Annotated in this window: 15 protein-coding genes; 3 read left to right on the plus strand and 12 right to left on the minus strand. The window is 45.4% G+C overall.

Features of this window, described 5'->3' with window-relative positions:
* Position 1: 1 nt before the first annotated feature.
* From MLD56_RS17365 to MLD56_RS17380, 4 genes are all read right to left on the minus strand, one after another.
* Positions 2–454 (minus strand): AAA family ATPase, encoded by a 453-nt coding sequence (locus tag MLD56_RS17365; RefSeq protein ID WP_029515407.1) that lies wholly within the window; start codon positions 452–454, stop codon positions 2–4.
* 2 nt (positions 455–456) lie between these two features.
* On the minus strand, positions 457–1,194 hold the full coding sequence (locus MLD56_RS17370; protein WP_025718215.1) for a tRNA(His) guanylyltransferase Thg1 family protein: 738 nt from the start codon (positions 1,192–1,194) through the stop codon (positions 457–459).
* 253 nt (positions 1,195–1,447) lie between these two features.
* A complete protein-coding gene (locus tag MLD56_RS17375) occupies positions 1,448–1,795 on the minus strand; it encodes a Na-translocating system protein MpsC family protein (RefSeq protein WP_029515408.1) in 348 nt (115 codons plus the stop codon).
* A 117-nt stretch (positions 1,796–1,912) separates the two neighbouring features.
* Positions 1,913–2,341: a MarR family winged helix-turn-helix transcriptional regulator gene (locus MLD56_RS17380; RefSeq protein WP_029515409.1), complete on the minus strand. Its 429-nt coding sequence runs from the start codon at positions 2,339–2,341 to the stop codon at positions 1,913–1,915.
* Positions 2,342–2,497: 156 nt separating this feature from the next.
* On the opposite strand from MLD56_RS17380, the gene MLD56_RS17385 reads away from it, so the two are divergent.
* On the plus strand, positions 2,498–3,808 hold the full coding sequence (locus tag MLD56_RS17385; protein WP_029515410.1) for an amidohydrolase family protein: 1,311 nt from the start codon (positions 2,498–2,500) through the stop codon (positions 3,806–3,808).
* Between the two features lie 235 nt (positions 3,809–4,043).
* Here the strand turns inward: MLD56_RS17385 and MLD56_RS17390 are convergent, their stop codons facing one another.
* The 8 genes from MLD56_RS17390 to moaA form a co-directional block, all read right to left on the minus strand.
* Positions 4,044–5,579, minus strand: coding sequence for a right-handed parallel beta-helix repeat-containing protein (locus MLD56_RS17390; RefSeq protein ID WP_029515411.1), 1,536 nt, complete (start codon positions 5,577–5,579; stop codon positions 4,044–4,046).
* Between the two features lie 242 nt (positions 5,580–5,821).
* Complete coding sequence (modB, locus tag MLD56_RS17395; RefSeq protein WP_029515412.1) at positions 5,822–6,487, minus strand: molybdate ABC transporter permease subunit; 666 nt, start codon at positions 6,485–6,487, stop codon at positions 5,822–5,824.
* Between the two features lie 26 nt (positions 6,488–6,513).
* On the minus strand, positions 6,514–7,335 hold the full coding sequence (gene modA, locus MLD56_RS17400) for a molybdate ABC transporter substrate-binding protein (protein WP_241113379.1): 822 nt from the start codon (positions 7,333–7,335) through the stop codon (positions 6,514–6,516).
* Between the two features lie 89 nt (positions 7,336–7,424).
* On the minus strand, positions 7,425–8,498 hold the full coding sequence (locus MLD56_RS17405; protein WP_029515414.1) for a thiazole biosynthesis adenylyltransferase ThiF: 1,074 nt from the start codon (positions 8,496–8,498) through the stop codon (positions 7,425–7,427).
* Positions 8,499–8,562: 64 nt separating this feature from the next.
* Entirely contained in the window at positions 8,563–9,294 is a 732-nt protein-coding gene (locus tag MLD56_RS17410) for a molybdenum cofactor biosynthesis protein (RefSeq protein ID WP_029515415.1), read from the minus strand.
* Positions 9,295–9,472: 178 nt separating this feature from the next.
* Positions 9,473–9,721: a MoaD/ThiS family protein gene (locus MLD56_RS17415; RefSeq protein ID WP_029515416.1), complete on the minus strand. Its 249-nt coding sequence runs from the start codon at positions 9,719–9,721 to the stop codon at positions 9,473–9,475.
* 133 nt (positions 9,722–9,854) lie between these two features.
* A complete protein-coding gene (gene fdhD, locus MLD56_RS17420) occupies positions 9,855–10,667 on the minus strand; it encodes a formate dehydrogenase accessory sulfurtransferase FdhD (protein ID WP_029515417.1) in 813 nt (270 codons plus the stop codon).
* A gap of 40 nt (positions 10,668–10,707) precedes the next feature.
* Positions 10,708–11,721 carry a GTP 3',8-cyclase MoaA gene (gene moaA / locus MLD56_RS17425; RefSeq protein ID WP_049816885.1) on the minus strand — a complete coding sequence of 338 codons (1,014 nt, stop codon included), beginning with the start codon at positions 11,719–11,721 and terminating at the stop codon, positions 10,708–10,710.
* Between the two features lie 640 nt (positions 11,722–12,361).
* On the opposite strand from moaA, the gene fdhF reads away from it, so the two are divergent.
* Together fdhF and MLD56_RS17435 are read left to right on the plus strand one after the other, a co-directional pair.
* Positions 12,362–15,304, plus strand: a complete 2,943-nt coding sequence (gene fdhF / locus MLD56_RS17430) for a formate dehydrogenase subunit alpha (protein ID WP_029515419.1) — start codon at positions 12,362–12,364, stop codon at positions 15,302–15,304.
* A gap of 12 nt (positions 15,305–15,316) precedes the next feature.
* Positions 15,317–15,799: a helical membrane plugin domain-containing protein gene (locus MLD56_RS17435; RefSeq protein ID WP_029515420.1), complete on the plus strand. Its 483-nt coding sequence runs from the start codon at positions 15,317–15,319 to the stop codon at positions 15,797–15,799.
* Positions 15,800–15,826: the final 27 nt, after the last annotated feature.

A 15,826-nucleotide genomic window follows, 5' to 3' on the forward strand; every position in this document is an offset into this window, starting at 1 on the left:
CCTATATTGTATGGTTTTCCGGCAGCCTTCTAATCTGAAACGTTCCTTCAATGGAAATCACGCTATAGAGTTCATCAAATCCTTCTTCGTAGCTCGGAACCTCCAGTTTACTCATTACACTCTTAATACCAATCTCAGGAATATACTCTTTGCCTGTGCGCTGCTCATTACGCTTAATAGATTCTGCATAATCAGGTTCAAAGTAGTAGCCAATGATTTTAAATCCCTTGTTTTTACAAGCACCTATATATTTCTTTCGTTCTTCGACTGTTGGATTGGTATTGTCCACTACAAAACGCTGCATCGTTTCGATAGAGGCCTGAAGGTAAATATTTTCCCTATTTCGTGTTTTAAGCATATCCAGATTTATTCGCATATGTGTTTTGAAGAATTGTTCTTTATAAAAAGTCGACTTGCCCGAAGCCTGAATTCCTATAAAAATAACACACTCCAAATCTACACATCCTTGTCCAAGTATACATATTGGTTAATATAATCTCTATTCTGCGAAAAAATCGGTGTCTCATGATCAACATCCCACTTGCTTCTAACGGCTTCGCCTTTGTTGTATTGTTGTTTGGTAATGCAAATTCCCCGCTTTTGCCAGACCGGAAGGTCGTTCCAGTTTAGCCCTTTTTCCACAAAAAGCTTGTCTTGGAGCTGATTTCCGTTCAATCCTTCTAGTTCTGAATGCCTGAAATGGGCTTGAGCTACCATAGAAATGCTGTTTTTAGTAGCATCTTGTTGTCTCCATAGGAAGTAGTTTGTAACCTCATCCTGAGGCAAAACCCAAGCTCTCGCATCAAAAGTGGCTAAAGGCTGACCTGGGTAAACCTTTTGGATTTCCTCATTAAATTTGGCTGTAGCCAGAGAGGCAGATATGGACACCATCTTTTGAAGATTATTTTCAAACCAGGATTGCGTCGTTAATTTGTCATCATTCGTAAGAAGCAGTGAGATTTCATCGCTCTGATGATACACCAATTTACATCCCATAATGTTATAGGCCAAATATTTACACGTCTCCCATAATGCAAAAATTAGTTTCTCATCAAAAGGTTTCGTCATCCCACGCGTAAAGGTATGAAAATGCGCACCATCAATTCTGATGATTACTGGTAAACGGCGTGGTAGGCTTAATCTATAGGCATTTTCATATTCCTTCATCCTATTTCCAAAATCATTTTTTTTCATAAACTATGTAGGTTCCTTTCATGATCCGTGATTTACGTACGCAGTACAGGGGATATGGGGTGCGGATAGCCAAGCTTTTCTTGAAGAAAAGCCCCTCCTCGTATGTGCAGGAGGACCGAGAACAGCAAAGGTTTAATCAGCTTCTTGCCGTCTTTTTTCTGCTGATCGCTTGGGTTAGGACATCGTTAATTAAATCGAGGGTGTAGCCGAGCTCTCCAACAATATGGATTCGATGTCGGTCCCGCTTTCTTTTTTATTTTGCAGTAATATTATCTTCAAATACAAAAACGGATATGGCTATATCTTCCTCCACTTTAATATCTGAAAAGAGGTGCAGCAGCCGGGAATCCATGTAATTCTCCAGTTCTTTATTGAAGTGTGTGGGATATATTTTTTGAACCATTTTGGTTCGGGCTGCATGCACCATCTCTTTCCCGGATTCTTCTTGTGCCAGAAACTTTTCGGATGGGGTTAAATTTCCATATAGCATCGTGATGGCCATATTATCTACAAAGGTTGTATGTATGCGCTCCGGGCCTTTCCCAAATAGCTCTTTACGTACTTTTCGAATAATTTCGTTAAAACCCGTTTCCCTTCTCATATCGCACCGCTCTCCTAAAATCTACTAAAATCCCTATTACTATTTCCATCATAACCGATTCCTATCATATAAAACAGAGACTAACGAAAGTGATTTTTGGAACATGATTTTACGCAATTATAGACGTTCATTAATTTTGTTTAACATTCCCTCTAAAATTCGCTTCTCCTCTTCGGTCAGGGCCTGAACAATTTCGTCCTCCACCTTTTGGAAAGAATCACTAAAAGTTTCAATCAATTCAATGGCTTTTGGTAAAACATAAATATTTTTTTGCCGTTCATTATTGGCCGGGATTTTGCGCTCGATGAATCCTTTTTGCTCAAGACCTTGAAGTATGCTTGTAATGCTGGCTCCGCGCAGATGAAACCGATCGGCAAGATCCTTCTGAATTAAATTATTTTCTTGATTCTCGTAGATATATCTAATCATTTTTCCTTGTTGAGCATTTAATCCCAACTCTTTTATGCTCTCGTCCGCTCTTTTCTTTAGCTTAAGACCGATAACCTGAAACAAATCCAGAAAAGCCGTATCCTTTTGGGTTTTCATCATCGTATCTCCTCAAATTATTAGAAGTCTAATTGTCAGTAAATAAACTATATAAATCTCTAAACTGTTTGTCAAATGAAAATCAGTTTGTTGACAGTTATATAACTAATAGTTAGAATTCTAATTGTTTGAAGCTGAACACTAAGGAGGAACGACATGAAGAATGTAACTCAAAGCTCTACGGTAGAAAAAGTTACAGCGATTACGAATGTACGTATTTTCGATGGAGAAAAAGTTATTGAGCCCAGAAATGTTATCATCCAGGGGGAAACTATTATTTCGGTAGGCGGAGACCTTCCGACGCATGCAACGATCATCGATGGGGAAAATGCGACATTATTGCCCGGCCTGATTGATGCGCATGTCCACACTTCAATCGGTGGGTTAAGAGATGCTTTAAAATTCGGCGTCACGACAGAACTCGAAATGAACGGCAGTTTTACAGAAAGAGGGCGCAAGATCCAGTTAAAAAACGTGAATGATGCCGCTGAAGTCCGTTCTGCCGGCACAGCGATCACCGCTCCAGGTGGTCATCCGGATGAATTACTGCAGGATGAGGATGAAATTCCTGAGTTCGTATTAAAGGAATTGGAGAAGTTACCCAAGAAAGACCGGGAAGCTATGCTAGCCGCTTACGCTCACGATCACGAAAAAGTGCCCCAAGTGACGACAGTGGAAGAAGCGATCAAACATGTGCATACCCAAGTGGAGAGTGGCGCCGACTTTATTAAAATCATGATTGAAGAAGGGACGGTCTTGGGTGCCCCTGGACTGCCTATTTTAAGCGACGAGATTTTAAAAGCAGCCGTGGTAGAAGCCCATAAGTTCGATAAAATAGTCATAGCCCACGTCTTGACGGCCCATTCTTCGCAAACCGCCATCGATATTGGAGTCGACGGATTGGGTCACTTATTTCTCGACAGGCCCGAGTACACATCTGAGTTGGTGAAATCCATAGCGGATTCAGGCGCATTTGTTATACCATGCTTAGTATTGAACTCATCCATTCTGGGGAATCCGGCATCAGAATTGGCGAATGATTCACGTGTTTATTCCAAATTAAGTCCGGAATGGATCGATATTTTGAAATCAAGCTTCCATACTTTCCCGCAAGGCAATTTGGAGAATAGCTTTAAAAATGTGATGGATCTTCACCGTGCCGGTGTGGATATTCTGGTCGGGACGGATGTCGCCCCCGTTCCTGTTCCCAATCTTGGCGGCCTTGCTCATGGAGCCAGCGTTCATCATGAAATGCAATTGCTGGTTGAGGCCGGATTTACTCCCATAGAAGCGCTTCAGTCGGCTACCGCGAAACCGGCCCGTTGCTTTGGGCTTAACGATCGCGGCTGTATTGCCGAAGGTTCGCTCGCTGACCTTATACTAGTAAACGGTGATCCGACAACCAACATCTCTGATACTTTGTCGATCAAATCCGTATGGTTCAAAGGTGTGCAACAACTATGTTAATCGGAGCCTATCGAACAGGAACAACTTTCTACTCTCATTTATATGACTTCCATTTTTACTTTCCGAAGATAGCTTAATCTTGTTGCCAACGCAAAAACACCTCCAAGGTTATCTCCATATCTTACGACATGGGGTTTCACTTTGAAGGTGTTTTAATTGCAAGGAACATTGTAAAAACGTACAAGCAGTGGCCTCACATCGTTTCGGTTGCACTGTTTGTCATAAAATATACGGCTTACTCGTAGGCACCGATGTTCACAGCGACTCCCTGTACTCTTGGCTTCCCGTCGATATCCAGTGTTCCAATGATGGCAAGGTCCGTGTTCCCGGCATCGATCGCAGGTGACGAAGACTGCAAATGGAAGTCGCTGTTCGCGGCACTCACGAATTTAGGATCGGCAAATAGAGAATGCGTATCGTTGCCGGTCCCCGATTTGTACGCGGAGAAACCCGTATACTCCTTATTTTTCCAGATCCAATTCGCTTCCGAGCTGCCGCTTGGAGCAAAATATAAATTATAATCCACAACATTGCCGGAATTTTTGGTGTATCCATTGGAGATCAGCATATCCGTGGAGCTGGCCACGAAAATATTGTTTTGGATCACGTTGTTTCGCGTATCATATTGAACCAAAAACTGGCCGCTTCCATCTTCAAACGTATCGTTCTTGTATAGTGTATTGTTCACGATCTTGCAGTTTACCGTGGAGCCACGCTCCTCATTGTAACCGCCCATGGCAATGCCGGTCAGTCGGTTGTTATATATCACGTTGCTGCGGACCGTAATATTGCTGGTGGCTTTACCGGCGTGCTCGGAGGCAATTTCGACGCCGATATCGTTGTTGTAGCTGTAGTTCTGCTCAATAATACTGTCCTTGCCCCCATCTACATAAATGCCCCCGGCCGAGTTGTCATCGCTCTTGTAAGATGGGTTATTTTGAACTGAATTATTATACACCCGATTTCCCTTCACCAACCCGTTCCGCGCCTGATCGTAAGTCGTATTCGGCGCGGTGCTCTCAAAGCCGATCAAATCAATCCCGATGTTGTCATTATCGTGAATGAGGTTGTCGGTCACCGCAAAGCCATCCACGTTGCCGTTTAAAACGAGCGATTCGCTGGAGCCCAGCACGAGATTGTACAGCTCATTGCCGCTGATCGTAAGATCGTGAATCGAAGCCGGAGCTTTCGTGCCGTAAACAGCGATACCGTGAGCATCCCGGCCCAGCCGATTTTTGCCGGTCGGAGTGACCGTGTTTTTGATGTCATGGATTTTATTGTTGGACAGATTAATGAAGCCGCCCGAACCGTGGACATAAATACCTACAGGCACCACGTTCTTGGAAGCAGTGGTAAAATTGCGGATTTCAAACCCCTGAACAGTAACGTAATTGACATCGGCCAGTTCGATCAGCCCTTCGTTCCCGCTGACCGAAAGTCCACTGCCATCAATAATGGCGGTCTCTGTCCCATAGTTGGTGAACACAATGGGACCCTGCGAAGCGGAGCCAGAGCGGGTAATCTTTACTTTCTGCTTGTACACGCCGCCCCGGACGTAAACCGTGCTGCCCGCAGGAACCACGTCGGCCGCGTGCTGCAGCGTCTTCCACGGCGCGTCGCTCGTTCCAGCGTTGGAGTCGCTGCCGCTCGTAGCCACATAATATTCTGTACCAGCCGCGGAAGCAGCGGGAGGTTGCACATTTCCGGTCACCAGACCAAGCCCGAAAACCATGGCTAAACCTACCAGAAACATTTGCCCGAATTTCTTCATCTTCCTCATCCCCTTTTGTTTTTCTTGTAAATTGTACCCTAATTCCAGTAAATCTGTTCTTTGGCATCGGCCATTAGTGCAACCTATGCGCCATACCAAAGACCAGGAGCTCACCGTAATCGCTGTCGAAAGAAACAAGAAACCCTGCGTTTTAGTAATCGCAAGGTTTCTTGGTGATCAAAGCTGCTAACGTTGCCGCTACTGCCCTATCGGCAAACTACGCACGTTCTTACTCCAACGGACTAATCCTTTACTAATCGATTAGAAAGCATCAACATGATAAAAGAGAATAAAATGATAACAGCTACCCAGCTCCAAGAGAGTGTCATATTTCCGACCTCGGACGCGGTGTAAATCGCTGTAGACAGGGTTTGGGTCTGTTCAGGAATATTACCTGCGAGCATCAGCGTAGCACCAAATTCCCCTAACCCTCGGGCAAATCCGAGAATGTATCCTGAAATGAGGGGTCGGTAGGCAAGGGGCATCGTAATGTGGCGAAACACTTGCCATTCGTTGGCACCTTGCGCACGTGCAGCCTGCTCTACCTCCGGGTCTACAGCTTCAAAACCTGCTTTAATGGTGCGGTAAGCCAGTGGAAAAGCAACAACTACGGCCGCCACCACTGCAGATCCCCACGTAAATACAATCGTCTGCTGGAACAGGCTTTCGAAGACAGTGCCAATCCAGCTTTTCCTTCCCAGCAAGATGAGCAAAATAAAGCCGACAACAGTGGGCGGCAATACGAGCGGAAGAATTAGGACGGTCTCGATCACGCTGGTTCCCCTCCGCGGCGTGCAGTTCGCCATCATCCGCGCTACCACAGTAGCTAATAAAAAGACGATGATGCTGGCGACGACAGCGACTTTAACAGATACGATAACCGGAGGAAGAAAAGCTGACCAATCCAACGGGCTCCCTCCTTTATCTGCGAATTCTATTTTCCCGTCATTTCTGTAGGGGCTGAAAATCCATCTTTACTGAACACACTCATAGCTTCATCTGTCCGTAGGAAATTAAGAAACTCGCCTACTTCCTGGCTGTGTTTGGTTGCTTTTACAATGCCTTCAGGATACAGGATGGGTGCATGCAATTCCTCGGGCACTTCCAGTGCTATGACCGTTTTATCGGATGATTTGGCATCCGTTAGATAGACGAGTCCTGCATCGGCGTTGCCTGTTTCAACATAATTTAATACCTGTCTTACGTCCTTGGCGAATACCATCTTAGGTTCCAGCTTGTCCCATAGTCCAGCCTTCGTTAACGATTCTTTAGAATACTGTCCGGCGGGAACGGTAGTAGGCTCCCCAACAGCCACTTTCAGGAAAGAAGGACCCATCAAGTCATTGAGCGTAATGCTTTTGTTATCTGTGCTTTTCGCCTTATCTTGCGGAACAACCACAACCAGTTTATTTTGAAGCAGCACGTTATCCTTTTCCACCAATGAAGCATCGGTTAATGCCTTCATTTGCTTCATGCCTGCCGAAATAAATACGTCAACAGGTGCACCTTGCTCAATTTGTTTTTGTAATGTACCAGATGAAGCGTAGTTAAAGGTAAGTTTGATATCTGGGTGCTGTTTCTCATACTGGCCCTTGAGCGTATTCAGACTATCTTGAAGACTTGCAGCGGCAGATACGACTAGTTCTGTCTTGGGTGCGGACTGTGCCGATTGTACAGCAGCCGGAGACGAACACCCAGCCAGAACCCATGCCAACAATCCAACGAACGTGAATATGTACCCAAATTTCTTTTTCAACTTGTTCTTCCCCTATCCTATAAATTCCAAAATGAGATAGCGAAAATAAGGAAGCATTGTACATCTCATAACGGGTCGAATCTATTGGGTCAACCCAAATATTTGTGATAAATTGATCTCGCCTCGGCGATGTCCTTCGTGCCATGAATTAAGACGCGACCATCCTGAAAAAGAACGATTCGATGCGTCCCGATAACAACGGATACCAGGTATGGATTATGCTCCACTTTGCCCCCCTGACGGGATAACAAACGTGCCGCTTCATTCAGATCACGTACAGCACCCGAAGCCGGGCGGATTTGAACCGTATCTCGTCCGCACAAGACAGCCGTTTTAGCCTGATGCTCCGATTGTAAAAAAGGATACACTGGGTGCTCACCACACGTTGGACAATCGGCTTTCTTCATGGCGCTGATTTGGATTGCCTGATGCTGATTGTTCCACAGATCGAAAGAAATCAGCTTATTTTGCAAAGCCGAATCGTCCCCTGTGAGCAGCTTCAATGCCTCGGCGCTTTGATAAGCCGCTACCATCTGTACAGCCGGGCTAATCACACCGACCGTATCACAGGTTGCACCGCCGAGCGGTACAGTTCCGAGCAGGCAATGCAGGCACGGTGTCTGCCCTGGCACGATGGTAAAGGTTGTCCCATAACTACCTACACATGCCCCGTAAATCCAGGGTATTCTGTGCTTGACCGCATAATCGTTCATAAGCAAACGTGTATCGAAATTGTCAGTGGCATCTACGATGAGATCCACCCCTGCTGCGATATCGTCGATTTCCTCCAGCGAGACGTCCCGGACTAGCGCACGAATGTCCACGTCCGAATTGGTTTGCTGCAATCGCTTCTGCGCGGCCACTGCCTTGGGGATCTGATTACGGGCATCCGCTTCGTCATAGAGCTGTTGGCGCTGCAAATTACTCCAGTCTACATAATCACGGTCTACCAACGTCAGCCGTCCGATGCCCGCTCGCACCAGCATGTCAGCATTGGCAGTGCCCAGTGCGCCGGCCCCCACCATCAGCACGTGCTTACTACGGATATTTTGCTGGCCTGTCGGTCCAATTTTCGAGAATAATTCCTGTCTAGAATAACGGGCATGAGACGTATGCGCATGTGCAGCAACTTCTATTTTCTGGATCTTGTCCATTTCTGACATCGTTGATTTACGCCTCCATACTTATCCATTGAATAGCTACAAGTTGATCAGACAAGCTAAAAGCTTAGATGTCCTCGCCCTTATTTGAAAGCTTTGGGGTACTTTGAGGGTTCCAGCCACCCAGCTGATGCCCCTTCCATTCTGAGCCGTCCTCCCACACTTCCTTTTTCCAAATCGGTACGATTTGCTTTAACCGTTCAATGGCATGGCGGCTGGCTTCATAGCAAGTATCGCGGTGTGCAGCTGAGACAGCAATCACCACACTCGTCTCTCCAATTCTTACCGTGCCAAGCCGATGTGTAATCGCAGTACGTGTGGAAGGCCAACGTTCTGCAATTTCGTCACCAATCTGCTTCATCGTGTTCATGGCCATCGGGACATACGCCTCATATTCAAGCAACACCGTTCGCTGACCTTGCGTAAATTCCCGAGTCGTACCATTAAAGGTCAGCGAGGCGCCATGAGAAGGGTCGAGTACCTTTGAGGTTACTTCATCGGCATCAATCGGGTCGTACGTAATGGCAAATAAACCACATTTTGAAACGACCGTCTCCATCCCGGATGCTGACTGATGAAGAGCAATTGCATCTGATGGAAGCACAAGTTCATTTGGAGAAGCCAGCTTTTTATGATGGGTAAAAAAAGAACCTGGCAGTTGTGAAGCCACTTCCGGGTACAGCTCATTCAGCCTTTTTCGAATGTCTGCAATGGTCACCGCTTCCTGTGAAAGTTCTACCGTGATCACATCACCAAGTTGCTCCGCCATATCTGCGAATAGTTGAATACGATATTGCATATGATCTGCCCCCTTGCACCTATTCTATCGAATTCACCTATCCTATGAATCAATTTCATAATACCTTTAGCTGCTCTAATCAAAACTAGATATAGATCAAAATGATTCGATTTTTCTATATCTAGTTACAACCATCAAAATTTAATGAGTTATGAAATTGATTCCTATTAAATAAAATCTACCCTCCTGAAACCGGAGGAATAATCGCAATCTCATCATGTATACTCACGAGGTCCTCAGGAGCGGCGTAGGCTTGATTTCTGGCAACAAAAGAACCCTGCAACTGAGCTGCTGATTCAGGGAAACGCTCGGATAGCAAGTCTTTTAATGCGGCAACGGTCATCGTTTTTTGCTCAGTAGGCACCGTAATTATAGGCCCTCCCATCTGTTCCGCAAGTCCAGCAAATACTTGAATATGATAGTTCATTTAACATCCCCTCCTTTTCAGTACAGTGACTGCCCACCACATATGTACCAAGAAAAACCAACATGAATGAATACCTCGAAAGGTTTTATTCCATGCTGGTTAACTATGACGGTGTACATTGAAGATTATTATATTATATTTTAGATTCAACTAGTTCATCAATCCGTTCGGTATGCGTATATACATTCAGAGAACGACTGCGTATAAAGCCAACGGTCGTAATCCCCAGGTCCTCAGCCAACTCAAGTGCAAGCTCTGTGGGAGCTGACTTGGACAAAACAACTTCACAGCCAATCTTCGCAACCTTCAACAAAATTTCAGACGAAATGCGTCCGCTGAATACTATGATTTTGTCTTGTAATACAATATCATGTTTTAGGCAATGCCCATAGATTTTATCTAGCGCATTGTGTCGGCCGATATCTATTCTGGATAGGATCATCCCGTTTTTATCGCACAGCGCTGCATTATGAACACCACCGGTCTCCTGAAACGTAAGTGCCGAGTTTTGCATTAAATTCATCAAACGGAAACAATCGTCAAAAGACAGCGTAACATGGGTGTCATTCATTCTTTTTGCCACTTTGGCATCATTTATAAAATAAAAGCCCTGTCTACTTTTTCCGCAACAGGAGGTAATGTACCGTTTGGAATGAAAGTTTTGATAAAACTCATTCATTCGACGGGTTTTAATATGAACAAAGCCTTCTTGTTCCTGAACCCAAATATCTTCAATATCATCGTACCGCTGAATGACGCCTTCAGAGGCCAAAAAACCCACCGCCATATCCTCCACATACTCCGGTGTACAAACCATGGTAGCAAATTCCTGCTGATTGATTTTGATGGTCACCGGATGCTCCGTCACCACCGTGTCTTCAAAACGCTTGATCTGACCGTCATGATAACGTAGAATCTCACGTTTTACCTCAGCTGGCTTTTCCACGTGCTCCACTCCCTTGTTTCTGACAGGCTGGCTCTTCGGCTCACCCGCCGATGTGTGACATTTCAATTTTAGACGTTGCTTGCTGTGTATGATTCAGCCGTTCCTCTGAATAGCGATCGGTACGTTCTCTCCAAACACGCTCAATGTAAGCTCTAATCTCGTCATCGGACTGTTCGGAACGTAGCATCGCGCGAAGCTTGTACCCTTGAGAGGCAAACAGGCACGTATACAAGGAGCCTTCAGCAGAAATTCTCGCTCGTGTACAGGTAGAGCAGAAGGCGTCCGTAACAGACGAAATAATACCGATTTCCCCGTCTCTGTCCTGATACCTGTAGCGCGTCGCCACCTCACCTTTGTACTGGGGTGGGACAGGCTCTAACGGCATATGCTCGTGAATGGCTTGGATGATCTGCTGCTTGGAAACGACCTGATCCAATTTCCAGCCATTGGTGTTGCCTACATCCATAAACTCAACAAAACGCAAAATATGCTTTTTCTTTTGGAAATAGTCGGCCATGGGAACAATATCCTGATCGTTAAAGCCCTTTTGCACGACCATATTTATTTTCACCTGCATCCCTGCTTGAGCCGCAGCCTCAATACCATCCAGCACCGCCTTTACGCTGCTTCTGCCCCCGTTCATTTGGCGGAACCGATCATCATCAAGCGAATCCAGACTAACCGTCACTCTCTTTAGTCCCGCCTCTCGCAGTGCTGCAGCATATTTAGGCAAAAATACGCCGTTTGTCGTCATTGCAATATCTTCAACCCCATCGAGTTGAGTTAACGAATGAATAAGCGAGGACAAATTTTTCCTCAGCAACGGCTCACCACCAGTAATACGCAGCTTTGTAACGCCCAGCGAGACAAAAATACGGGAAAGGCGTGTAATTTCTTCAAAGGTCAATATTTTTTCTTTTGGCAAAAACGGATAGTCATGGCCAAATATTTCTTCCGGCATACAATATCGGCACCGAAAATTACATCGGTCTATGACGGATATTCTTAAGTCCCGTAACGGACGATTCCATTGATCGTCGCTCCGGTTCGCCATCCTGTTCACCTCAATCCGTCTTCATTAATAAAACTCTTTACACTCTAAATTGGAACGGTATTTCCATTCATTTTATACTGAACCAAAAAACCGGCATCACAACAACTTCTTCGCTTATGAATATCGAAGAATCTGCTAAATGCCGGTTAATTTATCTACATCAGGATTTTACGAATCCCACATCATGTGATATAGAAAAATCAAACTAACAAGCGCTGCGACAAATAAAATATACGCGATTCCCACGTACACTCCATTTACGATTGCTCTGAAATAGATTACATTCCTATTGTTAGCAATCCTGGAACGTTTGTCAATGATTTTTCGATTTCTCAAACGATAATCATTATCAATTAAAAAATTAATAATGTACCGTTGAACTATCTTAAATTTTACGTTATAGTTACACGAGGTGACATGCAGAAAATGACATATCTAAGTTATTCAGAAGTTATTGATATACAGACGGTGCGTACCGTTTGTTATTAATACATATTCAAATGGCGGATTGGCCTCCAGGACCTAGAGCTTGGTCACTACTCCACCATAAACACAAGTGCTGGAACACGAGCACTTGTGTTTATGGTGGAGTTTTTTTATTCCAAATTTTTAAATTTAAAATCTGAAAGGAGCCTGAACCGTGACAGATAGTTCGATCAAAATTACATTAAACGGACAGGAACTGAAAACGAAGAGCAGCGCAACGATTCTTGAAGTGATTAACGAAAACAACATCGCCCATCCCCAGCTGTGTTACGTTCCCGAAGTCGATCCGATACGCACCTGTGACACGTGTATCGTGGAAGTGGACGGAAAACTTATGCGTTCCTGCTCGACACTGGCTTCGGATGGAATGAATATTCATTTACATTCGGATCGCGCGAAAGCAGCTCAAACCGAGGCTATGGACCGATTGCTGGAAAATCATCTCCTTTACTGCACAGTGTGCGATAACAACAACGGTAATTGTACTTTGCATAATACAGCAGAGCTTATGGAAATTGAACATCAAAAATATCCATATCAACCGAAAGTGGACCCAACAGAAGTAGATATGTCTCATCCCTTCTACCGATATGACCCCAATCAATGTATTGCATGCGGCCAATGCGTAGAGGTATGCCAAAACCTTCAGGTCAATGAAACGCTGTCCCTCGACTGGGAGGCTGAACGTCCTCGCGTCATATGGGATGACAGGGTTGCGATTAACGATTCCTCCTGCGTTAGCTGTGGTCAGTGTGTAACCGTCTGCCCATGTAATGCCTTGATGGAGAAATCTATGCTGGGAGAAGCAGGCTTCATGAGTGGCATGAGCAAGGATTTATTAAATCCGATGGTGGATTTAATAAAGGAAGTAGAGCCGAGCTATAGTGGGATTTTTGCTATTTCCGAAGCCGAAGCAGCAATGCGTGAAACCCGTACGAAAAAAACGAAAACCGTCTGTACATTTTGCGGTGTAGGTTGCAGCTTTGAGGTTTGGACCAAAGGTCGCAAAATTTTGAAGGTTCAACCTACCTCCGAGGGACCTGTTAACGGTATCTCGACATGCGTAAAAGGGAAATTTGGCTGGGATTTTGTGAACAGCGATCAGCGTCTGACCTCCCCTTTAATTCGTCAAGGTGACGAATTTGTGGAAGCAACCTGGGAAGAAGCACTGAGCCTGATGGCCAGCAAGATGGGAGCTATTAAAGAAACCTATGGTGGCGAAGCACTCGGCTTTATTTCTTCTTCCAAATTTACTAATGAAGAGAACTATTTGATGCAGAAGTTAGCTCGTCAGGTCTTCCAAACGAATAACGTCGATAATTGCTCACGGTATTGCCAATCTCCTGCGTCATGGGGGTTGCAATACACCGGAGGCATCGGTGGGGACAGTGGTACGATTAAAGATATTGTCAAAGCAGGTTTGGTCATGCTGGTCGGTTGCGCGCCGGGAGAAGGACATCCGGTGCTGGCTACTCGTATCAAACGTGCGCATAAGTTGCATGGTCAAAAGTTGATCTCGGTCGACCTGCGCAAGCATGAAATGGCAGAACGCGCAGATCTGTTCATTCGTCCGAAGCAAGGTACTGATTATGTATGGTTATCTGCTGTAGCCAAATACATCATTGAGCAAAACTGGCATGATGCAAAATTCATTGAAGAGCATGTAAACTTCTATCCTGAATATTTGAAATTGCTAGAGCGTTTCACCCTGGACTTTGCCGAACAGGAAACGGGTATTTCCAAAGAGACACTGATTCAAGTAGCGACTATGATTCACGAAGCCGACGGTACTGCCATTTGCTGGGGCATGGGTGTGACGCAAAACATCGCAGGCTCTTACACTTCGATTGCAATTGCCAACCTGCTGCTGGTGACTGGAAACTTTATGCGTCCGGGTGCAGGCGCATATCCGCTTCGCGGACATAACAATGTTCAGGGTGCTGCCGATATGGGTACCATGCCGGATATTTTCCCGGGCTATCAGCCCGTAACGAACGATGTCATTCGTGCCAAGTTCGAAGCGGCCTACGGCGTACAAATCCCAGGTCAACGCGGACTGGACAACATTCAGATGCTAGAAGCCATTGAAACGGGTAAGCTCAAAGCGATGTATATCGCTGGAGAAGAGATGGCATGGGTGGATGCCGACTCCAACCATACCCAAGAAATGCTGGCGAATTTGGATTTCCTTGTCGTTCAGGATGTATTTCTGAGCAAGACAGCTGAATTCGCTGATGTCATTTTGCCAGCCGTACCTTCACTCGAAAAAGACGGAACTTTTACGAACACCGAACGTCGTGTCCAGCGTTTATATGAGGCACTCCGCCCTATGGAAGACAGTAAACCGGATTGGTGGATTTTCAGCCAATTTGCCAAGCACATGGGATTTGATTGGGATTACAGCCATCCAAGTGAGATTTTTGAGGAAATGGCGTCGCTCACTCCATTTTTCTCCCAATGTAATTATGACATACTGGAAGGCTGGAATAGCTTTCACTGGGGATCGCCAGATGGTAGCAATACACCGCTGCTACACACCAACGGCTTTAACTTTCCGGATAAAAAAGCGCGTTTGGGACTTTTCGAATATGTACCACCGAAAGAGTACCCTGTTGAATTCGATCTGACCCTAAATAATGGTCGACTGCTCGAACAGTTTCATGAAGGGAATATGACGACCAAATCAGCGGGTATTCAGCTCAAACTTCCAAAAGTATTTGTGGAAGTGTCACCTGAATTGGCTAAGGAGCGCGGAGTCACAGACGGATCGCTGGTTCGATTGGAATCCCCTTATGGTGCGGTCAAGCTACGCGTTCTGGTTACAGACCGGGTGCAGGGAACTGAAATTTATGTGCCGATGCACTCTACCAGCCATGATGGTGCTGTCAATCTGTTAACTGGTGGAGCGTTCGATGTGGTCACCCGTACACCGGCCTATAAACAAGCCAAAGTACGGATGCAAATTTTGGAGGTAGATGGTCAAAATCCACTCCCACGTATTAATCCGCGTTACAAAAAGCGTCACCCGCAAAATGGGGTTGAAGTGGACCGTAAGTGGAATCGTCCCGGTTATGTTGATTTGGTAGATCAAAAATAAGGAGGTCGAACCGTGGCTAAGCCTATTTCAATTGTAAGAAAACGCGTTTTGACAGAAGAAGAACGCCAAAAACAATCGCTGGATCAGCTTACTGCTGATCTGGCGGACAATGGAGTGGCATTGCAGAAGACGCTTGAAATCGTACGCGAGCTACACGACAGTGGTCTTCTCGAAGCAGCTCAGTCTATGCTAAAAGCCAAAGAAAGCATCGCTAAAATCGCTGTAGGACAAGCGACACGTAAGCCTGTGACGAACATCATTAATAATCTGATGGGAGCAGCAGGGATGCTGTCCGAGGTAGACCCCGAGCTGATGAAAAAGCTGGCAAACAGTGTTACCAATGGCCTGAACGAAGCTGATGAACATCTAAAGCAGAATAAAAAAACTCGTCTGCGCGATCTTATGAAGGCGATGAATGATCCAGATGTAAACCGGGCAATGGGATTTGGCATTCATTTTCTCAAAGGAGTGGGAAAAAGTTTGTCTGATAAATAACTCATAGAGCGTGAAGGTTGAAGACTA

The sequence above is a fragment of the Paenibacillus peoriae genome, assembly GCF_022531965.1.
In the GTDB taxonomy this organism is placed as follows: domain Bacteria; phylum Bacillota; class Bacilli; order Paenibacillales; family Paenibacillaceae; genus Paenibacillus; species Paenibacillus polymyxa_D.

Coding starts and splice junctions, on each gene's coding strand:
- MLD56_RS17370 (WP_025718215.1), bottom strand. CDS start 1,194: ATGAAAAAAAATGATTTTGGAAATAGGATGAAGGAATATGAAAATGCC.
- MLD56_RS17375 (WP_029515408.1), bottom strand. CDS start 1,795: ATGAGAAGGGAAACGGGTTTTAACGAAATTATTCGAAAAGTACGTAAA.
- MLD56_RS17380 (WP_029515409.1), bottom strand. CDS start 2,341: ATGAAAACCCAAAAGGATACGGCTTTTCTGGATTTGTTTCAGGTTATC.
- MLD56_RS17385 (WP_029515410.1), top strand. CDS start 2,498: ATGAAGAATGTAACTCAAAGCTCTACGGTAGAAAAAGTTACAGCGATT.
- MLD56_RS17390 (WP_029515411.1), bottom strand. CDS start 5,579: ATGAAGAAATTCGGGCAAATGTTTCTGGTAGGTTTAGCCATGGTTTTC.
- MLD56_RS17405 (WP_029515414.1), bottom strand. CDS start 8,498: ATGTCAGAAATGGACAAGATCCAGAAAATAGAAGTTGCTGCACATGCG.
- MLD56_RS17410 (WP_029515415.1), bottom strand. CDS start 9,294: ATGCAATATCGTATTCAACTATTCGCAGATATGGCGGAGCAACTTGGT.
- MLD56_RS17415 (WP_029515416.1), bottom strand. CDS start 9,721: ATGAACTATCATATTCAAGTATTTGCTGGACTTGCGGAACAGATGGGA.
- moaA (WP_049816885.1), bottom strand. CDS start 11,721: ATGGCGAACCGGAGCGACGATCAATGGAATCGTCCGTTACGGGACTTA.